14 protein-coding genes, 1 tRNA gene and 1 pseudogene are annotated in these 18422 nt (G+C 74.3%); 6 read left to right on the forward strand and 10 right to left on the reverse strand.

The window, feature by feature from the left end; all coding sequences use genetic code 11:
- Window positions 1–180 precede the first annotated feature (180 nt).
- A tRNA-Ile gene (locus tag IE318_RS17230) sits at window positions 181–257 on the forward strand.
- A 120-nt stretch (window positions 258–377) separates the two neighbouring features.
- On the opposite strand, the gene IE318_RS17235 is transcribed toward IE318_RS17230, so the two are convergent.
- The 3 genes from IE318_RS17235 to IE318_RS17245 all read right to left on the reverse strand — a co-directional run bounded on the left by IE318_RS17235 (window position 378) and on the right by IE318_RS17245 (window position 2797).
- Window positions 378–1166 carry a VOC family protein gene (locus IE318_RS17235; RefSeq protein ID WP_189901318.1) on the reverse strand — a complete coding sequence of 263 codons (789 nt, stop codon included), beginning with the start codon at window positions 1164–1166 and terminating at the stop codon, window positions 378–380.
- A gap of 227 nt (window positions 1167–1393) precedes the next feature.
- Window positions 1394–1549 carry a hypothetical protein gene (locus tag IE318_RS17240; protein ID WP_189901320.1) on the reverse strand — a complete coding sequence of 52 codons (156 nt, stop codon included), beginning with the start codon at window positions 1547–1549 and terminating at the stop codon, window positions 1394–1396.
- Window positions 1550–1753: 204 nt separating this feature from the next.
- Window positions 1754–2797 (reverse strand): rod shape-determining protein, encoded by a 1044-nt coding sequence (locus IE318_RS17245; protein WP_189901322.1) that lies wholly within the window; start codon window positions 2795–2797, stop codon window positions 1754–1756.
- Window positions 2798–3146: 349 nt separating this feature from the next.
- Between IE318_RS17245 and IE318_RS17250 the strand changes: the two genes are divergently transcribed.
- On the forward strand, window positions 3147–6887 hold the full coding sequence (locus IE318_RS17250; protein ID WP_189901324.1) for a S8 family serine peptidase: 3741 nt from the start codon (window positions 3147–3149) through the stop codon (window positions 6885–6887).
- Window positions 6888–6912: 25 nt separating this feature from the next.
- Here IE318_RS17250 and IE318_RS17255 read toward each other — a convergent pair whose 3' ends face one another.
- Window positions 6913–8349 (reverse strand): carboxyl transferase domain-containing protein, encoded by a 1437-nt coding sequence (locus tag IE318_RS17255; protein WP_189901327.1) that lies wholly within the window; start codon window positions 8347–8349, stop codon window positions 6913–6915.
- A complete protein-coding gene (locus IE318_RS17260) occupies window positions 8342–9799 on the reverse strand; it encodes an acyl-CoA synthetase (protein WP_189901329.1) in 1458 nt (485 codons plus the stop codon). Before IE318_RS17260 ends, IE318_RS17255 begins: the two co-directional genes overlap by 8 nt.
- A 213-nt stretch (window positions 9800–10012) precedes the next feature.
- On the opposite strand from IE318_RS17260, the gene IE318_RS17265 reads away from it, so the two are divergent.
- Complete coding sequence (locus IE318_RS17265; RefSeq protein WP_189901332.1) at window positions 10013–10912, forward strand: ATP-grasp domain-containing protein; 900 nt, start codon at window positions 10013–10015, stop codon at window positions 10910–10912.
- Between the two features lie 12 nt (window positions 10913–10924).
- Here the strand turns inward: IE318_RS17265 and IE318_RS17270 are convergent, their stop codons facing one another.
- The gene (locus IE318_RS17270) at window positions 10925–11518 is read right to left on the reverse strand and encodes a hypothetical protein (protein WP_189901334.1); all 594 of its coding nucleotides are present in this window, start codon (window positions 11516–11518) and stop codon (window positions 10925–10927) included.
- Window positions 11519–11683: 165 nt separating this feature from the next.
- Here IE318_RS17270 and IE318_RS17275 point away from each other — a divergent pair, with 165 nt between their 5' ends.
- Together IE318_RS17275 and IE318_RS17280 are read left to right on the forward strand one after the other, a co-directional pair.
- On the forward strand, window positions 11684–12457 hold the full coding sequence (locus tag IE318_RS17275) for an IclR family transcriptional regulator (RefSeq protein ID WP_189901336.1): 774 nt from the start codon (window positions 11684–11686) through the stop codon (window positions 12455–12457).
- Entirely contained in the window at window positions 12454–13311 is an 858-nt protein-coding gene (locus IE318_RS17280; RefSeq protein WP_189901338.1) for an SMP-30/gluconolactonase/LRE family protein, read from the forward strand. Before IE318_RS17275 ends, IE318_RS17280 begins: the two co-directional genes overlap by 4 nt.
- Before the next feature lie 8 nt (window positions 13312–13319).
- Here the strand turns inward: IE318_RS17280 and IE318_RS17285 are convergent, their stop codons facing one another.
- Genes IE318_RS17285 through IE318_RS17300 form a run of 4 tightly spaced genes read right to left on the reverse strand, consistent with a single transcriptional unit; the run spans window position 13320 to window position 17883 of the window.
- Window positions 13320–14750 carry an NAD(P)/FAD-dependent oxidoreductase gene (locus tag IE318_RS17285; protein ID WP_189901340.1) on the reverse strand — a complete coding sequence of 477 codons (1431 nt, stop codon included), beginning with the start codon at window positions 14748–14750 and terminating at the stop codon, window positions 13320–13322.
- Between the two features lie 25 nt (window positions 14751–14775).
- Complete coding sequence (locus tag IE318_RS17290; RefSeq protein WP_189901342.1) at window positions 14776–15957, reverse strand: MAB_1171c family putative transporter; 1182 nt, start codon at window positions 15955–15957, stop codon at window positions 14776–14778.
- A gap of 55 nt (window positions 15958–16012) precedes the next feature.
- On the reverse strand, window positions 16013–17362 hold the full coding sequence (locus tag IE318_RS17295; RefSeq protein WP_189901344.1) for an MAB_1171c family putative transporter: 1350 nt from the start codon (window positions 17360–17362) through the stop codon (window positions 16013–16015).
- On the reverse strand, window positions 17359–17883 hold the full coding sequence (locus IE318_RS17300) for a toxin (RefSeq protein ID WP_189901347.1): 525 nt from the start codon (window positions 17881–17883) through the stop codon (window positions 17359–17361). The genes IE318_RS17295 and IE318_RS17300 overlap by 4 nt, the downstream gene beginning before the upstream one ends.
- Before the next feature lie 365 nt (window positions 17884–18248).
- On the opposite strand from IE318_RS17300, the pseudogene IE318_RS17305 reads away from it, so the two are divergent.
- A pseudogene (locus tag IE318_RS17305) lies at window positions 18249–18407 on the forward strand (extracellular solute-binding protein); the annotation flags it as partial.
- Between the last annotated feature and the right edge of the window lie 15 nt (window positions 18408–18422).

Genomic DNA, 18422 nt, shown 5'->3' on the forward strand with positions numbered 1-18422 from the left:
GCTTCCCACCGATCCGTCCCGTCGCGGGGGAACCATCGCGGTCCCGGCGGAGTCCTCAAGGTCGTGAAGACCATCAAGGTCATGAAGGGCCGCGGTAAGCCGACCATGGCGAAGCAGGAGATCGTATGAGCGGCTATGCTGCGGCAGACGGCGCGTACAAGTGTGCGCGACACGCCGCACGGGGCGGTAGCTCAGCCGGTTAGAGCAGCGGACTCATAATCCGTCGGCCGTGGGTTCGAGTCCCACCCGCCCCACCAGGCGCTCTGCGTGCAGAAGCGTTTCTATCCGCGGAAACACGCGGACCGGGGCCGCCACGCGGGCGTGGTGGCCCCCGTTCACTCGTCAGGACCAAGACCCGAACATGGTGGCCCGTCCGACTACTCCTGTCGGGGGTTCGGCTTGAGTACGGCGAAGATCGCGCCCGAGGTGTCCGCCAGCCAGGCGATCCTGCCGACGCCCGGCACGTCCGTCGCCGGCATCGGCACCGAGCCGCCGTTCCGCTCCGCCCTCCGCGCGGTCTCGTCGGCGTCCGCGACCGCGAAGTACGGCACCCAGCCCGGCTCCAGGCCCCCCTCCTGCAGCGGCGCCACCCCGCCGAAGGACGTGGCCTGCTGGTCCCCGTCCCGGAGGCTGAGCACCCGGTACGTCATCCCGGGCGCCTGCATCTCCTGTGAGCGCCACCCGAAGAGGTCGCGGTAGAAGGCGATCCCCGCCTCCGGGTCCGGCACGTGCAGCTCCACCCACACCAGCGTGTCGTCCTCGGACGTCCGCTCCAGCCCCCCTCCCGGCGTCCCGCCCGGCTGCAACGCCGCGAACCTGGCTCCCTGCCGGTCGGTGAGCTGGGTGATCCGTCCCCCGCCCGGGATGTCCATCGGCGCCGCCCGCACGGTGCCGCCGCCGCGCTCGACGGCGTCGGCCGTGGCCCGGGCGTCATCGGTGCGGAAGTACACCGTCCAGGCGCTCCTCGCGCCCTCCTCGGTGAGCGGGCCCAGCGCGGCGACGGTGCCGCCGTCCTTCTGGAAGAACCCGTACCCGCCGGCCTCGGACCCCGCCGGGACGAACCGCCAGCCGAAGACAGCGCCGTAGAAGGCGGCCGCCCGGTCGGTGTCCGGACTGCCGAGGTCGATCCAGCAGGGTGATCCGTGGGTGAAGTCTGTGCCGAGCATGCGCGTCCCTCCGACGACGGCTCCGCGGGACCACTCATCCATCGGCGGCCCCGCACGACGCCGGCCACGATGCCCACCTTCGGCCGCCCCGCCCTCACATCCGGTCCGGCGGGCCGGGGCGATTCATGCTCCGGAGTGACGAGCGATCACATGATTGCCATGGGCATGTCATCCATGCATTCACAGCGCGTGGACTTCTCACAGCCGAGCGGTGGCCGACGCCGTGGTCAGGCGTCGGCGGCGTCGGCCGTCTCGGGGAGGTCGTCGCGGTCGCCCTCGGCCTGGGAGGGCGTCGGGTACGGCGTGTCTGGCAGCTCGGCGACGCGCCGGGCCTCGTTGTCGTCGCGCTCGCCTTCGGCCTGGGAGGGGGTGCGTTCTCTCATGGTGGCGACTCCTGCGGACGGGGCTGGTCACTCGGCGACCGGGTACCCCCGAGCGCCGGGCGCACCCCGTACGACCCGTGCTGCGTGGCATGTGCCGTGCGCCCGATGCGGTGCGCGCGGTGCGGTGCGCGCGGTGCGGTGCGCGCGGTGCGGTGCGCGCGGTGCGGTGCGCGCGGTACGGCGCCGTCGAAGGCGCACCCCCGGCTACGCCCCCAGCGGGTCGAGGACCAGTGGCTCCACCTTGCCCTCCAGCATGTCGCCCAGGCCCTGGACCGCGCAGACGTCGGGGCGTTCGGCGATGTTGACCGGCATGCCGGTGGCCTCTCGGAGCATCTGGTCCAGGCCCGGGAGGAGGGCGGAGCCGCCGACCATCATGATGCCGCGGTCGGCGAGGTCGGCCACCAGGTCCGGCGGGCAGTCACGGAGCACCTTGTAGATGCCGTCGAGCACGGTGGTCAGCGGGGTCTGGATGGCCTCCCGCACCGCGGCGGTGTCGACCAGGACCGAGCGGGCGAGGCCGGTCGCCACGTCCCGGCCGTGGATCTCCGTGGACGCCGGACCATCGGCGGTGAGCCCGTTGCCGTGCAGGGCCACCTGGAGGGGCCGGACGGACTGGCTGGGCAGCATCAACGCGTGCTCGTGGCGCAGGTGCTGCACGATCGCGCGGTCGACGGCCTCGCCGCCGACGGGCATCCGCTGCGCGGTGACGATCGAGCCCAGGGAGAGCACGGCCACCTGGGTGGCGGCGGCCCCGCACACCAGGATCATGGTGGCCTCGGCCCGCTCCACGGGCAGCCCGCAGCCGACGGCCGCGGCGATCAGCGTGTCGACCAGTTCCACGCGGCGGGCGCCGAGCCCCACCAGCGTCTCGATCGTGGCCCGCTGGGCCAGCGGGTCGGCGTCGTGCGGGGTGCAGGCCGCGGCCCGCAGCCGGGGCCTGCGGCGCAGCGAGCGGCGCATCCGGTCGCCGAGGAGGTGCCGCAGCATACGCTGCGCCATCTCGATGTCGACGACCGTGCCGCCGGAGACCGGGCGGACGACGCGGATGTAGTCGGGGGTGCGGCCGGTCATCCGCTCCGCGAACTCGCCGACCGCGATCAGTGCGCCGTTGCGGGTGTTCACGGCGGCCACCGAGGGCTGGTCGACGACGAGCCCGGCGCCCTTGACGTACACACGGGTCCGGGCGGCTCCCAGGTCGACGGCGAAGTGACAGCGGCGCAACTGCTCCAGACTGGCGGTCGCGGTCATGGCAGATCCTCCCGAGAGCGCGGGCCGTGGCGGCCGCCGGGCTGCGGCCACATAGGCATCGTGCGGGCGGCGGGGGAGTGGGCGCCTGTTCAAGGGGGCCGGGCGGGTGCCACTGGACGAGTGCATTTTACGGTTATCGGCCGAATAAGCACCAGATAAGCGTCAAGTTGGGCGGCTTGCCCGTGGCGGGAACCTGCCACGGCACTCATCCGCCACCTCCCGTCAACTCCCGTACCGCACAAGCCCTCTGACACTCTTCGCACCAGCTGTCGCACCAGCAGTCGCAGCACTTCACGGCACTCACTGGCACTCGACGCAGCGTCCGACGAAGAGACGAAGAGAGGCACGGATGAGCAGAGGACCAGGCGGACGGAGAGCGACCCTGCTGTCGTCCCTCCTGTCGGCCGGACTCGTGACCGCCCTGCTGCCCATGGGACAGGCCGCCGCACAGCAGGCGGCCGCCCGGCAGAACACCGCACCCCGGACCGAGGCCGGCACCCCCGGCAACGCCCGCTCGGTCACCCTCGTCACCGGTGACAAGGTCACCGTCACCGACCTCGGCGGCGGGAAGAAGACCGTCTCGGTGCGACGGCCGCAGGGCGCCACGGGAGCCGTGCGCACCCAGGTCGCGAACGGCACCGTCACCGTCGTACCGGACGAGGCGCGGCCCTACCTCCGGGCGGGTCGGCTGGACCCGCGGCTGTTCGACGTCGGTGAGCTGCTGCGACAGGGACTCGGCGACGCGAGCACCGGCGAACTGCCGCTCATCGTGACCTACGGCAAGAACGCCCGCATGGCGACCCCGCGCGGGGCGGAGCGCACGCGGAACCTCGCCAGTGTGCACGGGGCCGCCGTGAAGGCGGGCAAGGGACGGGTGTTCTGGCGGGAGTTCACCGGACGGGACGACGACCGGGGGCGCACCCCGCACGGCACCTCGCAGGACGGCAGGAGCCTCGCGCCGGCGAACGGCATCGACAAGGTCTGGCTGGACGGACGGGTCACCGCCGCCATGGCCGACAGCAACGCGCAGATCGGGACGCCGACGGCATGGGAGGCCGGGCTCACCGGCAAGGGGGTCACCGTCGCCGTGCTGGACACCGGCGTCGACACCTCCCACCCCGACCTCGCGGGACGGGTGAGCCGGACCAGGAGCTTCGTCGACGGCGAGGACGTCGCCGACCGCAACGGCCACGGCACCCATGTCACCTCCACCGTGGGCGGCAGCGGCGCCGCTTCCGACGGCAGGGAGAAGGGCGTCGCCCCGGACGCCACGCTCGCCGTCGGCAAGGTGCTCGACGACCAGGGGTCCGGCAGCGAGTCGCAGATCATCGCCGGGATGGAGTGGGCCGCGCGGGACGTGCACGCGCGGATCGTGTCCATGAGCCTGGGCTCCACCGACCCCAGCGACGGCACCGACCCGATGGCGCAGGCCGTGAACACCCTCACCGAGGAGACCGGCGCCCTGTTCGTGATCGCCGCCGGCAACACCGGGGCACCCTCCTCCATCGGCTCGCCCGCCGCGGCCGACGACGCCCTCACCGTCGGCGCGGTGGACTCAGCGGACCAGGCCGCCTACTTCACCAGCGCCGGACCCCGCTTCGGGGACAACGCGCTCAAACCCGACCTCTCGGCCCCCGGTGTCGACATACTCGCCGCCCGCTCCCAGCTCACCGAGGGCAGCGGCTACTACACCTCCATGAGCGGCACCTCCATGGCCACGCCCCATGTCGCCGGGGTCGCCGCCCTGCTCGCCCAGGAGCACCCCGACTGGAGCGGGGCCCGGATCAAGGACGCGCTGATGTCGTCGAGCAGGCAACTCGACGCGTCGGCGTACGTGCTGGGGGCGGGCCGGCTCAGCGTCCCGGACGCCGTGGACGCCCGGATCACCGCCACCGGCAGCGCCGACCTCGGCTTCTACCGCTGGCCGTACCCCGCGAACAAGCCGGTCACCCGCACGCTCACCTACACCAACTCCTCCGACCAGGACGTGCGGTTGGCGCTGTCGGTGCGGGGTGCCCCGGACGGCGTCGCCACGCTCGCCGACTCCACGCTCACCGTTCCCGCGCACGGCACCGCCTCCACGACCGTCACCGGTGACGGCGCCAAGGCCGAGGTAGGCGACACCAGCGGGCAGATCGTCGCCTCCGCCGCCGGCACTCCCGTCGCGCACACCGCGTTCGGGCTGGTCAAGGAGGACGAGCGGTACACGCTGACCGTGCACGTCAAGGACCGCGACGGCGCCGCCGCGGCCGCCGACCTCGCCGTGCAGCAACTCGCCGCCGGTACCGACCCGTTCCCGGTCCACGTCGGCGACTTGGGCACCCTGGAACTGCGGCTGAAGCCGGGGACGTACAGCGTGACCTCCTTCCTCGACGTGCGCGGCAGCCACGGCGCCGACTCGCTCGGCCTCGGCTTCCTCGCCGCCCCCGAGATCACCCTCGACCGGGACCGCGAGATCACCCTGGACGGACGGCGGCTGCGGGAGATCCGCGCCGACGTCAGCCGCCGCACCGAGACCCGGCAACTGCTCATGGAGTACGACCGGAACGCGGGCGGCTCCGACCTGTTCGACGCCGTCCAGGTGCCCCTCGCCTACGACAGCGTCTTCGCCGCGCCGACGGCACCCGTGAAGCAGGGCACCTTCGAGTACCGGACCGTGTGGCGGCTCGGCAAACCGCTGCTGGAGGTCAAGGGCGTCGGCGACGCGGTCGTACAGCCGGGCGGCACCCTCGTCGAGGGCCGCAGCAGGCTGCCCCTGGTCGATGTGGGCGCCGGGGACTTCACCGGCCAGGACGTGCGCGGCAAGGCGGTCCTGGCCCGGCTCGCCGACGGCACCGAGCCGGCCGCGCTGGCCCAGGCCGCGCAGGACGCGGGCGCCAAGGCGCTGTTCGTGACCGACGACGCACCCGGCCGGCTGACCGCCTGGTGGGGCACCGACGACAACGCCGACCGGCCCCTCCAGATCGCCACCGTCGACGCCGCCGACGCCGCCCGGCTGCGCACCGCCCGCGAGGTCGACATGACGGGCACCCGCGACACGCCGTACGTCTACGACCTCGCGGACGGCCATCCGGGAGCGATCCCCGACCGCGACCTGACGTACGCGCCCACCGGCCGCCGGCTCGCCACCGTCCGGGCGCGGTTCCATGCCGCGCAGCCGGCGGAGGGCGGCGAGTTCCGGTACTCGATCACCGACACCTTCCCGATCGGCCTCGGCTTCCAGGAGCGGATCGACTACCCGGCCGAGCGCACCGACTACGTCTCCACCGGACCCGGCCAGCTCTGGCACGAGTCCGTGGCGCTCGGGGCCGCCACCCTGGAGGAGCGCAGCGGCCTGGTCCGCTACGACGGCGGGACGCACCCCACCCTGAACTGGTTCAAGCCCGTCTGGCACCCCTGGCTGGGCACCGGACTCGGCTGGGGACAGCAGCGGGCCGGGAACCAGCTCCAGTTCAACGCGCCCGGCTGGGGCGACTCCGGCCCCGACCACACCGGCTTCGGCGACGTGTGGAGCGAGGACAGCGGAATGACCCAGACGACCACGGTCTACGTGGACGGCGAGCAGGCCGACCGGCGGAACGGCTCGGGCGCGTACGTGTGGGACGCGCCGGCCGACGAGCACACGTACAAGCTCGTCACGGACACCGCGCTCGACACCGCGCACTTCAAGCTCGCCACCCAGGGGCACGCCGAGTGGACGTTCCGGTCGTCGGCCACCCCCGAGGACCACTGGACCGCGCTGCCCCTGATCAACCTCGCCTTCGACCTCGACACCGACCTCGCGGGCCTGCTGAAGGCCGGCGGGCGGGTCCCGGTCGGCCTGCACGCCGAGTACGTGGCGGGCGCGCCGGGCACCGGGACCATCGGCGCCGGGAAGCTGGAGGTGTCGTACGACGGGGGCGCGACCTGGCGGACGGTCGGGCTCACCGGCGAGCACGGCGGCGGGGGAGGGCAGGGCGAGCAGGCCTCGTGGCACGGCAGCCTGACCGTGCCCCGGGGCGCGGCCACCGTCTCACTGCGCGCCTCCGCGAGCGACGACCGGGGCGGTTCGGTACGGCAGGAGATCGTCCGGGCCGTGGGGGTGAGGTAGGCCCGGACCACCGCCCGGACCACCGTCAGGTCGCGTCCGGATCGCCGACGACCGGCACCACCCCCCGGACCACTCCGAGCTCCACCAGGTCCTGCGGCCGGATCCGCAGCTGTTCGGCCGTGGTCGGTGCCTGGTCCGGCGGGCGTTTGAGTATGGCGGCGGCCAGCTCGGGCGCGATCACCGAGAAGTAGCTGTCGGGCGTGGCCCAGGTGTTGCCGGGCGCGGCCAGGGCCAGGGCCCCGCCCGAACCGCCCTCGCCGATCACCAGGGTGGTGATCGGCGTCCGGGCGGCCGCCACCGCGCCGAACAGCTCGGCGATCGCGGCGCCGACCCCCTGCCGCTCCGCCTCGGCGTCGTTCGCGGCACCCGGGGTGTCCACCAGGGTCAGCACCGGGATCCCGAGCCGGTCCGCGAGGCGGATCAGCCGCGTGGCGGTGCGGTACCCGGCGGGGCGGGTGGCGGTGCCGGTCTGCGCGGCGTAGGCGACGGTACGGCCGTCGTGTTCGCCGAACCCGCAGAGCATCCCGTCGTCCGTGCCGCCGCAGCGGTCGCCGCGCAGGGCCACCCGCCGGGTCAAGCAGGAGTCCAGGTAGCGCTCGGCGCGCGGGCGTTCGGGGGAGCGGGCCCGCCGGACGGCGTCCCAGCCGGTTGCGGGAAGTCCGGTGGCGGGAAGGCCAGTGATGGGAAGCCCGGTGGTGGGAAGGCCGGTCGCGGACCCGGTGGGGGATCCGGATCCGGTCGCGGGCCCTGTCGTGGGCAGGCCGCGCGGCGGGGCGACGGCGGCCGTCGACGGCCGCGAAAGCAGCCGCAGCCACAGCCCCAGCGTCGCCCGCAGCTCCTCCGGCCGCACCACGGCGTCCACCGAGCCCGCGGCCATCTGCGCCTCGGCCCGGTAGGCCGCGGGGTCGGCGTCCGCCGGCCGCACCCGGGAGCCGGCGAAGGCGACCTGGGCGCCGGGCAGGGCGAGGATCACGTCCGCGCCCGCACCCAGGGTTGCCCAGCCGCCGCCCGTCGTCGGGTCGCGCACCACCGCGATCTGCGGCAGTCCGGCCGCCCGGGTGAGCGCGGACTGCCGGGCCACCCGCTGCAACTGGGTCAGGGCGAGCATGCCTTCCTGCATGCGGCTGCCCCCGGTGGCGACCAGCGGCACGACCGGAAGGCGGTGCTCGCGGGCGTGGGCGTACGCCGCCTCCAGACGGTCGCCGGTGCGCCGGCCCAGCGAGCCGCCGAGGAAGCCGAACTCGAAGGCGATCAGCACGGCTTGGGTGCCCTCGATGCGCGCGGTGCCGCACACCACGGACTCCTGCTCGCCGGTGCGCTCGGCGGCGCGTGCCCGCGAGGCGTCGTAGCCCTCCCAGCCGAGCGGCCCGTCGGGCTCCGACTCCCTTGCGGGTGGGGCGAGTTCGCGGAAGTCCTCGCTGACGAGGGCGATGGCCTGCCGGGCCGAGAGACGCTCAGCCATGCGTCAGCGCCCGCTTCATGATCTTGCCCATGTCGTTGCGGGGGAGTTCACCGAGGAGATGGAGGACCCGGGGCCGCTTGTGCGGGGCGAGCCGCCGGGCGACATGGTCGGCCAGCTCCTCCAGCTCGGGCGGGGACTGCGGATCGGCCGGGACGATCCATGCGACGATCCGCTCACCGAGGTCGGCGTCGGGCTCCCCGGTGACGGCGGCCTCGCGGACCGCGGGGTGTTCGAGGAGCGCGTTCTCGATCTCACCCGCGCCGATCTTGTAACCGCCGCTCTTGATCAGGTCGGTGGCCTTGCGCCCGACGATGCGGACGTAGCCGTCGGGGTCGCGCACCGCCATGTCCCCGGTTCGGAAGAATCCGTCGGCGGTGAAGGCGGCGGCCGTCGCGTCCGGCCGGTTCAGGTACTCGGTGAACAGGTTCGGCCCGCGCACCTGGATCTCGCCGACCGTCTCACCGTCGTACGCCGTGATCGCCGTGCCGTCCTCCTCCACCAGCCGCAGCTCCACGCCCGGCAGCGGGACCCCGACCGTGCCGGCCCGCGCCTCGCCGTCGGCGCGCACGCTGGTGTTCATCAGGGTCTCGGTCATGCCGTACCGCTCGATCACCCGCCGCCCGGTGGCGGCCGCGATCCGCTCGTGGTCGTGCACGGGCAGGGCGGCGGACCCGGAGACCAGCAGCCGCGCCCCGGCGAGCGCCTTGGCGAGCTCGGGATCCCCGGGCAGTGCCTCCGCGATCCGGTGGTACATCGTGGGCACGCCGAAGAGCATGGTCGCCCCGGCGTTCAGCTCCCGCGCCGCCCCCTCGGTGGTGAAACGCCCCAGGTGCCGTACGGACCCTCCGCGCCGCAGCGGACCGAGGACGCCCAGCACCAGCCCGTGCACGTGGAACAGCGGCAGCCCGTGCACCAGCACGTCCTCGCCCGTCCACTGCCAGGCGTCGGCGAGGGCGTCCAGGGTGGTGGCGACGGCCCGGCGCGGGATGACGGCGCCCTTGGGCGGCCCGGTGGTGCCGGAGGTGTAGACGACCAGGGCGGGGTCGCCGTCGCCGTGGTGCTCCTCGGAGAGGTCCCCGGGAACGGGACCCCGTCCGCCGACCTCCACGTCGATGCGCTCCAGGCCCGCCGACGCGGCGGGAAGCGCCTCACCGGCGCCCGCCAGCACGGCCGAGGGCGCGCTGTCACCGAGGATGTGACCGAGCTCCTTCTCCCCGGACTTCGGGTTCAGCGGCACGGCGGCGGCCCCGGCCAGCAGCACGCCGACCACGGCCACGGCCGTCTGCGGCGTCGGCGTCGCCCACACGGCGACCCTCTCCCGCCCCCGCACCCGCTCGGCGACGGCCCCGGCCGCCGCCGCGAGCTCCGCATACGTCAACGACCGATCACCGAACCGCAGGGCGGCTCGCGCCCCCGGATCACCCGTCAGGGCCGGAAAGAGGGAGGACACGCGGCGGACTCCTAGTGGCTCTCGTGCTGACCGATGGACGACACCACCGTCCTACCCCACGGCCGGCTCGGTTCGTCGCCGGCGGGGCGTGGAGCCGGTCACGTCCTGCCGCCGTGCGGGAGTCGCCGGTCAAGGCGGGTGCGGTGGTTCCGGGGGGCGGTTGTTAGCGTGCGGGGGCCGCACTTCGGACCGTGTCAGGAAGAGGAGCCCGCCGTGCCCCGTGTCGCACTCGCCACCTACGACCCCCGGACCGGGCCGAGCAAGGACCGCGATCTTCCCGTGCTGGTGCGGGCCCTGCGGGATGCCGGAGCCGAGGCCGAGGCCGTGCCCTGGGACGACGAGAGCGCCGACTGGGCGGCGTTCGACCTCGTCGTCATACGCTCGACCTGGGACTACAGCTGGCGGGCCGCCGAGTTCACGGCATGGGCCGAGAAGTGCGGGCAGGTGACCCGGATCGCCAATCCGGTCGACGTCGTGCGCTGGAACGCGGACAAGCGCTACCTCGGAGACCTCGCCGCGGCCGGTGTGCCGGTCGTCCCGACGCGCTACCTCGCCCCCGGACAGAACCCCGGTCAGACCCTCGGTGTCGACGACCTTCCCGGCGACCGCGAATTCGTCGTCAAGCCGGTCTTCGGGGCCGGTGCCCGGTTCGCCGCCCGGTACACGCCCGGGGAGCGGGAGACGGCCGTCGCCCAGGTGGCGCGGATGCACGCGGAGGGGCTGACCGCGATGGTGCAGCCCTACCTGACCCGCATCGACGTCAGCGGGGAGCGGGCGCTGCAGTTCTTCGGCGGCCGGCTGCTGCACGCCAGCCGCAAGCGGGCCGTGCTGTCGCCCGGGACCGCCTACGACGCCGACAAGGTGGCCCACCCGGACCTGGAGCCCTGGACCCCGACGGCCGCCGAACTCGCCGTCGCCGAGCGGGCCCTGGCCGCCGTGCCGGACACTCCCGAGCTGCTCTACGCCCGTGTGGACCTGGTGGACGGGGAGGACGGCGCACCGCGCGTGATGGAGCTGGAACTGGTCGAGCCGAACCTGTTCCTGTGGCTGCACCCGACGTCGCTGCCGACGGTGGTGGACGCGATCCTGGACGCGGCCGCCGCTACCGGCTGACCTGCCGTCCCCTCACCCGCTGACCCGTGTCCGCTGGAGCAGGCCCCAGGTGAACTCCGCGACCACCTCACGTCGCACGCCCTGCGCGTCGGGGGCCGTGAAGGCGAGCCCCCACCGGGTGGGCGCCGTGCCTTCCAGGGGGCGGGCCGGGGCGAAGGCGCGGGCGGCCTCGTCGACCGTGCAGGACCAGGCGGTGAGGTCGTCGAGGGTGCGCAGTGACGGCGGTTCGGCTCCCGGGGCGCGGACCAGCCACTCGTTCCAGACCTGGCCGTTCGGCCCGGCCAGCACCTCGAAGCGCAGGCCGGGCCAGAGGGGCAGGGGCCACTGCCGGGCCTCGCAGTCCAGGTCGCCGATCCGGCGGGTCGCCGTCGACTCGGGCGCCCCCAGGACGGAGCGGTAGCGGGAGGCGGCCGAACGGGTTCTCGGTGAGCGGACCATCGCCTGCCAGCGCTTGTTGGCCTCCCGCATCCGGGCGATGGACACGCCCAGGGTGTGGCGGGCGTCCTCCACCAGGTCCGGATTGTGGTCGGCCATGCGGCGCAGCAGCACCAGCTGGAAGTCGAGCGGGGTGAAGGGCGCGGGCGTCGAGGCGGGCATGGACACCATCGTCGCCCACGGTGGTCGCACCCGTTCGCCCTCGGTGGTCGCAACGGTTCGCCCTCGGTGGTCGCACCCATTGCCCGCCCACCTCACTCTGGCTAGCCTGTGTTCGTGATGCCGACCGCCTGTTGAAATCTCGAACAGGCCTGGATTCAAGGGAGGGGGCCGGTCGTGGGACGTCTCGTACCAGCCGTGACCCGGGCTCTCGACATACTGGAGCTGTTCCTCGACGGGGACGGGACGCTCTCCGCCCCCGACATCGTGCGCAAGCTCCAGCTGCCGCGCACGACGGTGCACGAGCTGGTCACCACGCTCGCCGCCCGCCAGTACATCGTGCCGGTGACCGGTCAGCCCGGACGCTACCGGCTCGGCGTTCGCCCGTACCAGCTCGGCAGCCGCTACGCCGAGCAGCTCGACCTCGCCGCCGAGGGCCAGCAGGTCGCCCGGTCGGTCGCCGAGACCTGCGACGAGACCGTCCATGTGGCGATCCTGGAGCACACCGACGTCATCTACATCGCCAAGGTCGACTCCACGCACGCCGTGCGCATGGTCTCGGCGGCCGGCCGCCGCCTCCCGGCGCACTGCACCTCGGTCGGCAAGATGCTGCTCGCCTCCCTCCCCGAGCCGGAGCTCGCCGCGCGCGTCCCGGACGACGCCGAACTGGTCGCGATGACCCCCAACAGCATCACCGACCCGGCCGCCCTGCGCGAGGCCCTGACCGAGATCAGGCAGCGCGGCCTGGCCGTGGAGAGCCGAGAGTCCAACCCGGACGTGAGCTGCGTGGCCGCCCCGGTGCGCGACCGCACCGGGCAGGTGGTCGCGGCCCTGTCCATCTCCGTCCCCATGATCCGCTGGAGCGACGAACGCCTGGCCGAGCTGGAGCAGCTGGCCGTGAAGGGCGCCGCCGAGCTGTCGGAGCGCCTCGGACACAGGAGCGTGGCATGACGACGACGTACGACGTTCACGAGGTCGCGGTGCCCGCGCGGGCCGAACTGGGCGAGGGCCCGACGTGGGACCCGGCCACCGGCCGGCTGATCTGGGTCGACATCCTCTCCTCCCGGGTGCACACCTACGACCCGGCGTCGGGCGCGCGCACGGTCCGCAGGACCGAGCAGCACGTCGGCGCGGCCAAGCCGCGCACCGGCGGCGGGCTGGTGCTGAACCTGCGCGACGGGGTGGGCCTGGTCGACCCCGACGGCGGCTTCCGCTGGCTGCACCGCGACCCGGTGCCCGGCCGCCGCGGCAACGACGCCGCCGTGGCGCCGGACGGCTCCCTGTGGGCGGGCACGATGCGCTACGACGAGACCCCGGGCGGCGGCACGCTGACCCGCCTGACCGGCGACGGCGCGGCGGAGACGGTCCTGGACGACGTGACGGTCAGCAACGGGACCGGCTGGAGCCCCGACGGCCGTCTGATGTACTACATCGACACGCCGACCCGCCGCATCGACGTGTTCGACTTCGCCGACGGCCGGGCCGTGAACCGGCGGCAGTTCGCGCGGGTGGAGGAGGACGCAGGCTTCCCGGACGGCCTGACGGTCGACGCCGAGGGCTGCGTCTGGGTGGCCCTGTGGGACGGCGGGGCGGTGCGCCGCTACACCCCGGCCGGCGAACTGGACCGCGTCCTCACCCTCCCCGTCCCCCGCCCCACGGCCTGCGCCTTCGGCGGCCCCACCCTGACCGACCTCTACGTCACCACCGCCCGCACGGGCCTGACGGCGCCCCACCCCCTCGCGGGCTCCCTGCTGGTGCTGCCGGGGGCGGGCCGGGGCCTGCCCCAGCCGGCCTTCGCGGGCTGACCCGCGGCTCAGGCGCCGGTTCCTCCGGCCCCCGTCCGGCCCAGTGTGGTCACGATCTTGTGCTCCGCCGGGGTCAGCGGGGGGCCGGACGGGGCGGGCAGGAGGGGGCCGGTGAGGACGTCCAGGAGCGTGCCGGGGCGGAAGAGGCGTTCGGGGCCGGTGCGCATGCTCGTCACGTCCCACAGGGCCGCCGCCGCACGGTAGGAGCCGGTGGCCGTCTTGGTCAGGCGGCGGCTGTAGGCGGTGACCAGACGGTCCGCCAGGCCCGGCCGGGCGCCGCGCGTGCCCGGGTACCAGACGTCCTGGCCGACCGCCGCCGCCCAGGCCGAGTCGACCGACCGGGCGGCCCCGCGCTGCACCCGCCGGGCCAGGCCGGGCGCGGCGAGCCCGCCGCGCCGCAGCTCCTCGCCCAGCAGCCGGGCGCCCAGCGCGGCCACCGACATGCCCTGGCCGTAGGCCGGGTTGAAGGTGGCCACCGCGTCGCCGAGGGCGACGAACCCCTCCGGCCAGCGCGCGGTCTTCTCCAGGTACCGCCGGGAGTTGCTGGTGCTGCGGCTGACATGTACGTCGGTCAGGGGTTCGGCGCCGGAGACGAGCCGGCCCACCAGCGGGCTCGGCAGGCCGAGCGCGTAGCGCAGGAAGCCCTCCGGATCCGCGGGCGGCTCCCCGCCCCGGGTGCCGGCCAGGCTCACCATCCAGCGGTCGCCCTCGACGGGCAGCATCATGCCGCTGCGACCGGGCTCGCCGCCGTACGGATCGGCCTGCACGATCGTCAGCGGGAACTGCTCGGCGCCCGCGGGCGTGCGGTACACCCGGGTGGCGTTGACCAGGCCCGAGTCCACGCTCTTCTCCGGTACGTCGGTGATGCCCAGCTCCCGCAGCCAGGTGACCACACGGGACCCGCGCCCGCTCGCGTCGACGACGAAGTCCGCGGCCAGCTCCGTCTCCTGCCCGCCGGGAACGGCGATCCGCACCCCGCGCACCCGCCCCGCGTCGCCCGCGAGCCCGACCGCCTGCGCCTTGCGGACCTCCACGCCCGTGTGGGCGAGAACGGCCTGACGCACCGTCCAGTCCAGCAGGGCGCGGGTGCAGCTGAGCATGCGTGGCCCGTCGTGCCGCCAGCGCGGGAACCAGCCCTCGGGGGTGAGGGCCACGATGCCGTGGCCGAGGGGTATCTCGTGGGCGCCGGCGGCCAGCAGCCGCCGCCGTATGCTCCCGCCCGGCACCACGTCCTCCATCGCTGCCAGGCCCCCGGCCATGAGGAGATGGGCATGGCGGCCCTGCGGCAGCCCCTTGCGGTGCTCCGGCCCGTCGGGCAGGTCGTCGCGGTCGAGTACGACCACGTCGTCCACGGAGCGGGACAGCACCGCCGCTGCCAGCACGCCGGCCAGGCCGGCACCGACGACGACAGCTCTGCGACGGCTGTGACCAGGGGGCATGGGACTCCTCTGAGTAGGCCATGGCTCAGCCATGGGAGGTCCTCAACGTTCCTTCTCGGGCCGCGGCCTGGGCGGGCGCGGGAAGCGGCAGCAGAGCCTGCGCCAGCTCCACCAGGCCGCTGGTGCCGGACACCTCCGTGGCGTGCAGGCGGTATCCGCTCGGCGCGGCCAGCGGCGCCTCGCGGGCGGCGGCGCGGCGGGCGGCGTCGGCGAGCATCGCCGCCTCCGCGGCGATCCGCGCCTCGTGCGCGCTCCGGCCCGCCTCGCGGGCGGCGGCCAGGGCACGGGCGCGGACCTGGTCGTCGAAGTAGGGCGCGAGGGCCAGCAGGGCGTCGTGGATGGACATCTCGCGCCAGTGCAGCCGCGCCCGGGGCGACTGCCACCAGCCGCTGGGCGGCTTGGGCGCGGTGGACACGAACCGCACCCGAGACCACAGCGGCCCGAGCCTGCGGTAGTCGCGCAGGCCGCGCAGCTGGGCGGCGGCGGCCGGCAGCAGCCGGGGCAGGACGAAACCGGCGGAACACAGCAGCGCGCCGAGCGAGGCGGACGGCGGCGCCACCTTGGTGGACAGCACGTCGAGGTCGTGGCCGTACCAACGCGCCGCGACGGCCGTGTACTTGGTGAGCTGGAACCCCACCACGTCCAGCAGCGACCCGGCCATGATCAGCCGCAGTCCGGCCCGCAGCAGCCCGGTGACCTCCCGGCTCCACTTCACGCACAGCGCGCACATCGCCAGGGTCGCCGCGGTGTGCCCGATCAGGTACAGCAGGATCATCTCGCGCACGTACGGGGTGTTGGCGTAGTACGTGTCGAGGTCGGTGAGCCGTTCGGTGTGGGCGTCGCCCAGCGTGAACAGCACGACGATCGCGGCGACCAGCGGCACGTACGCGGCGATGCTGCGCAGCACCAGCCGCCGGACCAGCTCGCGGGGGCCGCCCCGCCAGTGGACGAGCAGGACCAGCAGCGAGCAGCTGTACGCGCTGAGCATGCCGTACGTCAGCGGGGCACCGAAGTTGGGGACGCCGGTGAGGCGGTTGACGGCGGCCAGGGTGAGCGGCGCCGAGCAGACGAACACCAGCGAGCCCAGGACGATCGACACACACGTGGACACGGTCAGCGGATCCCGTACCGCGGTGCGCGGCCGGCGCAGCAGGACGACCGCGGAGAGCCCCAGCAGCCCGGCCGCGAGATAGACGACGAGACTCACGGGCGGCACCCCCGCCCCGCCGGCCGGCCGGCCGACGCCACCACCGGCCACGTCATCACGCGGCCCCCGAAGGGGTCGTACCACCGCACACGCCTTGGGACGCCCCGCCCGGGTTTTCGGCGGAGTCCAGCGCCTGCGCGATCCGCACCAGCACCGCGGGGCCCGGCACGCCGTCCCCGAGCCGCCCGAAGACGCTCCCGCCGCCCGGTGACGGAGCGCCGCCCGGTGAGGGAGCGCCGGCCCGCTCGGCCGCCACCGGCCACGTGGCGGCCCACGCCGCCTCGAACGGCGGCGGACCGGCCGCCTCGCCCCGCTCCTCCCGGCCGGCCGCGCCCTCCCCGAGCGCGAACGCCCCTCCGGCGGCCGGGAGCGGTGTGCCTCCGGCGTGCTGGGCGCGGGCCGCTGCCGCGATGACCGCTGCCCACGCGGCGGCCTCGGCGTGCTCCTTGTCGCCGGTGGCCTGAAGGGCGGCCTCGTGGACGCGCTCGTAGCGGGAGCGGTCGAAGAAGGCGTCCAGATGGCCGAGCGCGTTGTGGATGCTGGTCTGCCGCCACATCAGCAGCGTGGTGGGGGAGGCCCAGCGCGGGCGGGGCAGCCGGAGGGAGTGCCGGGTGAGCAGGTCGTCCAGCTCGCGCTCCAGCGGCGCCAGTCGGGCGTACGTGTGCCAGGACCGCCGCCACTGGGCCAGCCGGGGCCCGGCCAGCGGCGTCAGGATGCCGACCGAGATCAGCATGGCGCCCAGTCCGGCGGCCACCGGCGAGACGTCGGTGCTCAGTTCCGACCAGTCGCCCCCGCACCAGCGGGCGACCACGGCGGTGAGCTTGGTGACGCTGTAGCCGGCGCCGCACAGCGACCCCAGCCCGAGGACGACCATCCCCGCGCGCAGCCAGCCGTCCACCTCGCGCGCCCAGCGCAGCGACAGCACCGTGGTGACGCTCACGGCGACGAGGTGCCCGACCAGGTACAGCACGATCATCTCGGCGATGAACGGCGTCGTCGCGTAGTACGTGTCCAGGTCGGTGCGCCGCTCCACCGGGGCGTCGCCGAGCGCGAACGTGACCCCTATGCCGACCACCACCAGCGTGTACGCCGCCACCCAGCGGCGGGCCACGTGACGCACCCGTGCGCCGCCCCGCCAGTGGACGACGAGGACCTGGGAGGCCGCGCTGTAGGCGATGATCGACGCGTAGGTCAGCGGCGCCGCGAGGTTCGGCACACCGCTGAGGCGGTTGATCGCCCCGACCGTGGGCGCGGCCCCGAGCAGGAAGCACGCGCCGGCCAGGCCCAGCACGGTGCAGATCGCCCGCAGGTAGGGGTCGCGCGGGTGGCGGACGAGGTCCGGGGTCTTCGCCGCCAGGCCCAGCCACAGCGCGCCGCAGCTGACGTAGTTGATCACGCCGCTCATCTTCTCCGGATCCCGCGGTAGTTGAGCGCGGCCCCGATGCGTCCGGCGAGGTCCGCGTCGCCGCCGGGGTCCGCGGCGGACGCCGGCTCCGCGGCCGACTCCAGCCAGTCGCGCAGCCGGCCGCCCATCAGCATGCCGAACCGGTCCGCCTCCTGCTCGTCGGCGAGGCTGAAGTCGGTGCGCGCCGCGACGGGCCGGGGAACGCCGGCGGGGGCCGGTCCGGCGGCGGCGTCCGCGTCGGCCGTGTCCGCGTCCCGCCGGTTCATGTGCCACACCTCGTGGCAGAAGATCACGATCTGGTGCCACACGGCGGCCCGCCGGTCGACGACCACCACGTCCTGCGTCTCCGCCTCCAGCCACAGTCCGCTGGCGGTGTGCGGCGGGAAGACCTCCCGGCGGACGACGACCGGACGGCCCCGCCACGCGGCGACGGAGTCGACGAGCGCGGTGAACAGCGCCTCGGGGTCGGCGGGCACCGGCACCTGGATCGGGTCGATGAGAGTGTCGGCGAGCCGCCGCATCTCCCTTTTCCTACGCACCGGTTACCCCTCGTCCCCTCAATCGATCTTCGCTGGCGCGGCTCCGGCCGGACGGTCGTCCGAGCCTACGTGGACGTAAGTGTCCACGTCATGCGCCCCGATGGACGTCGTTCAACGGGGAACGATCTCAGAACGGCCGGAAACGACCGGTGCGGTGCGCCGCCCTGCCCCGGGGCGCACAGCTGCTCGAAAGTCTTGCCGGACCCATTGACGTGCAGGCGCTTCGACTTTACGGTCCCGTTCGAGCTTACGATCAGCATTCGAAATGTCGGACGAAATCAGGTGGCGAGGACATCGAACGGCGCCGCGGCACAGGGCACCACACCTCCGGAACGCAAGGGCGGGCAATGGGACGACCTGGCCTGAATCGCAGGCAACTTCTGGCCACCGCGGGCGGCCTGGCCGTCGCGGGCAGCTTCGGCTTCGCCGCCCTCGGCACGGGCGCCGACGCACTCGCCTCCGGGGCGCGCACCCGCGTGCGCTACTGGCACCTCTTCAGCGGCGGCCAGGACCGGCTGGCG

Source organism: Streptomyces spiralis, from assembly GCF_014654675.1.
In the GTDB taxonomy this organism is placed as follows: domain Bacteria; phylum Actinomycetota; class Actinomycetes; order Streptomycetales; family Streptomycetaceae; genus Streptomyces; species Streptomyces spiralis.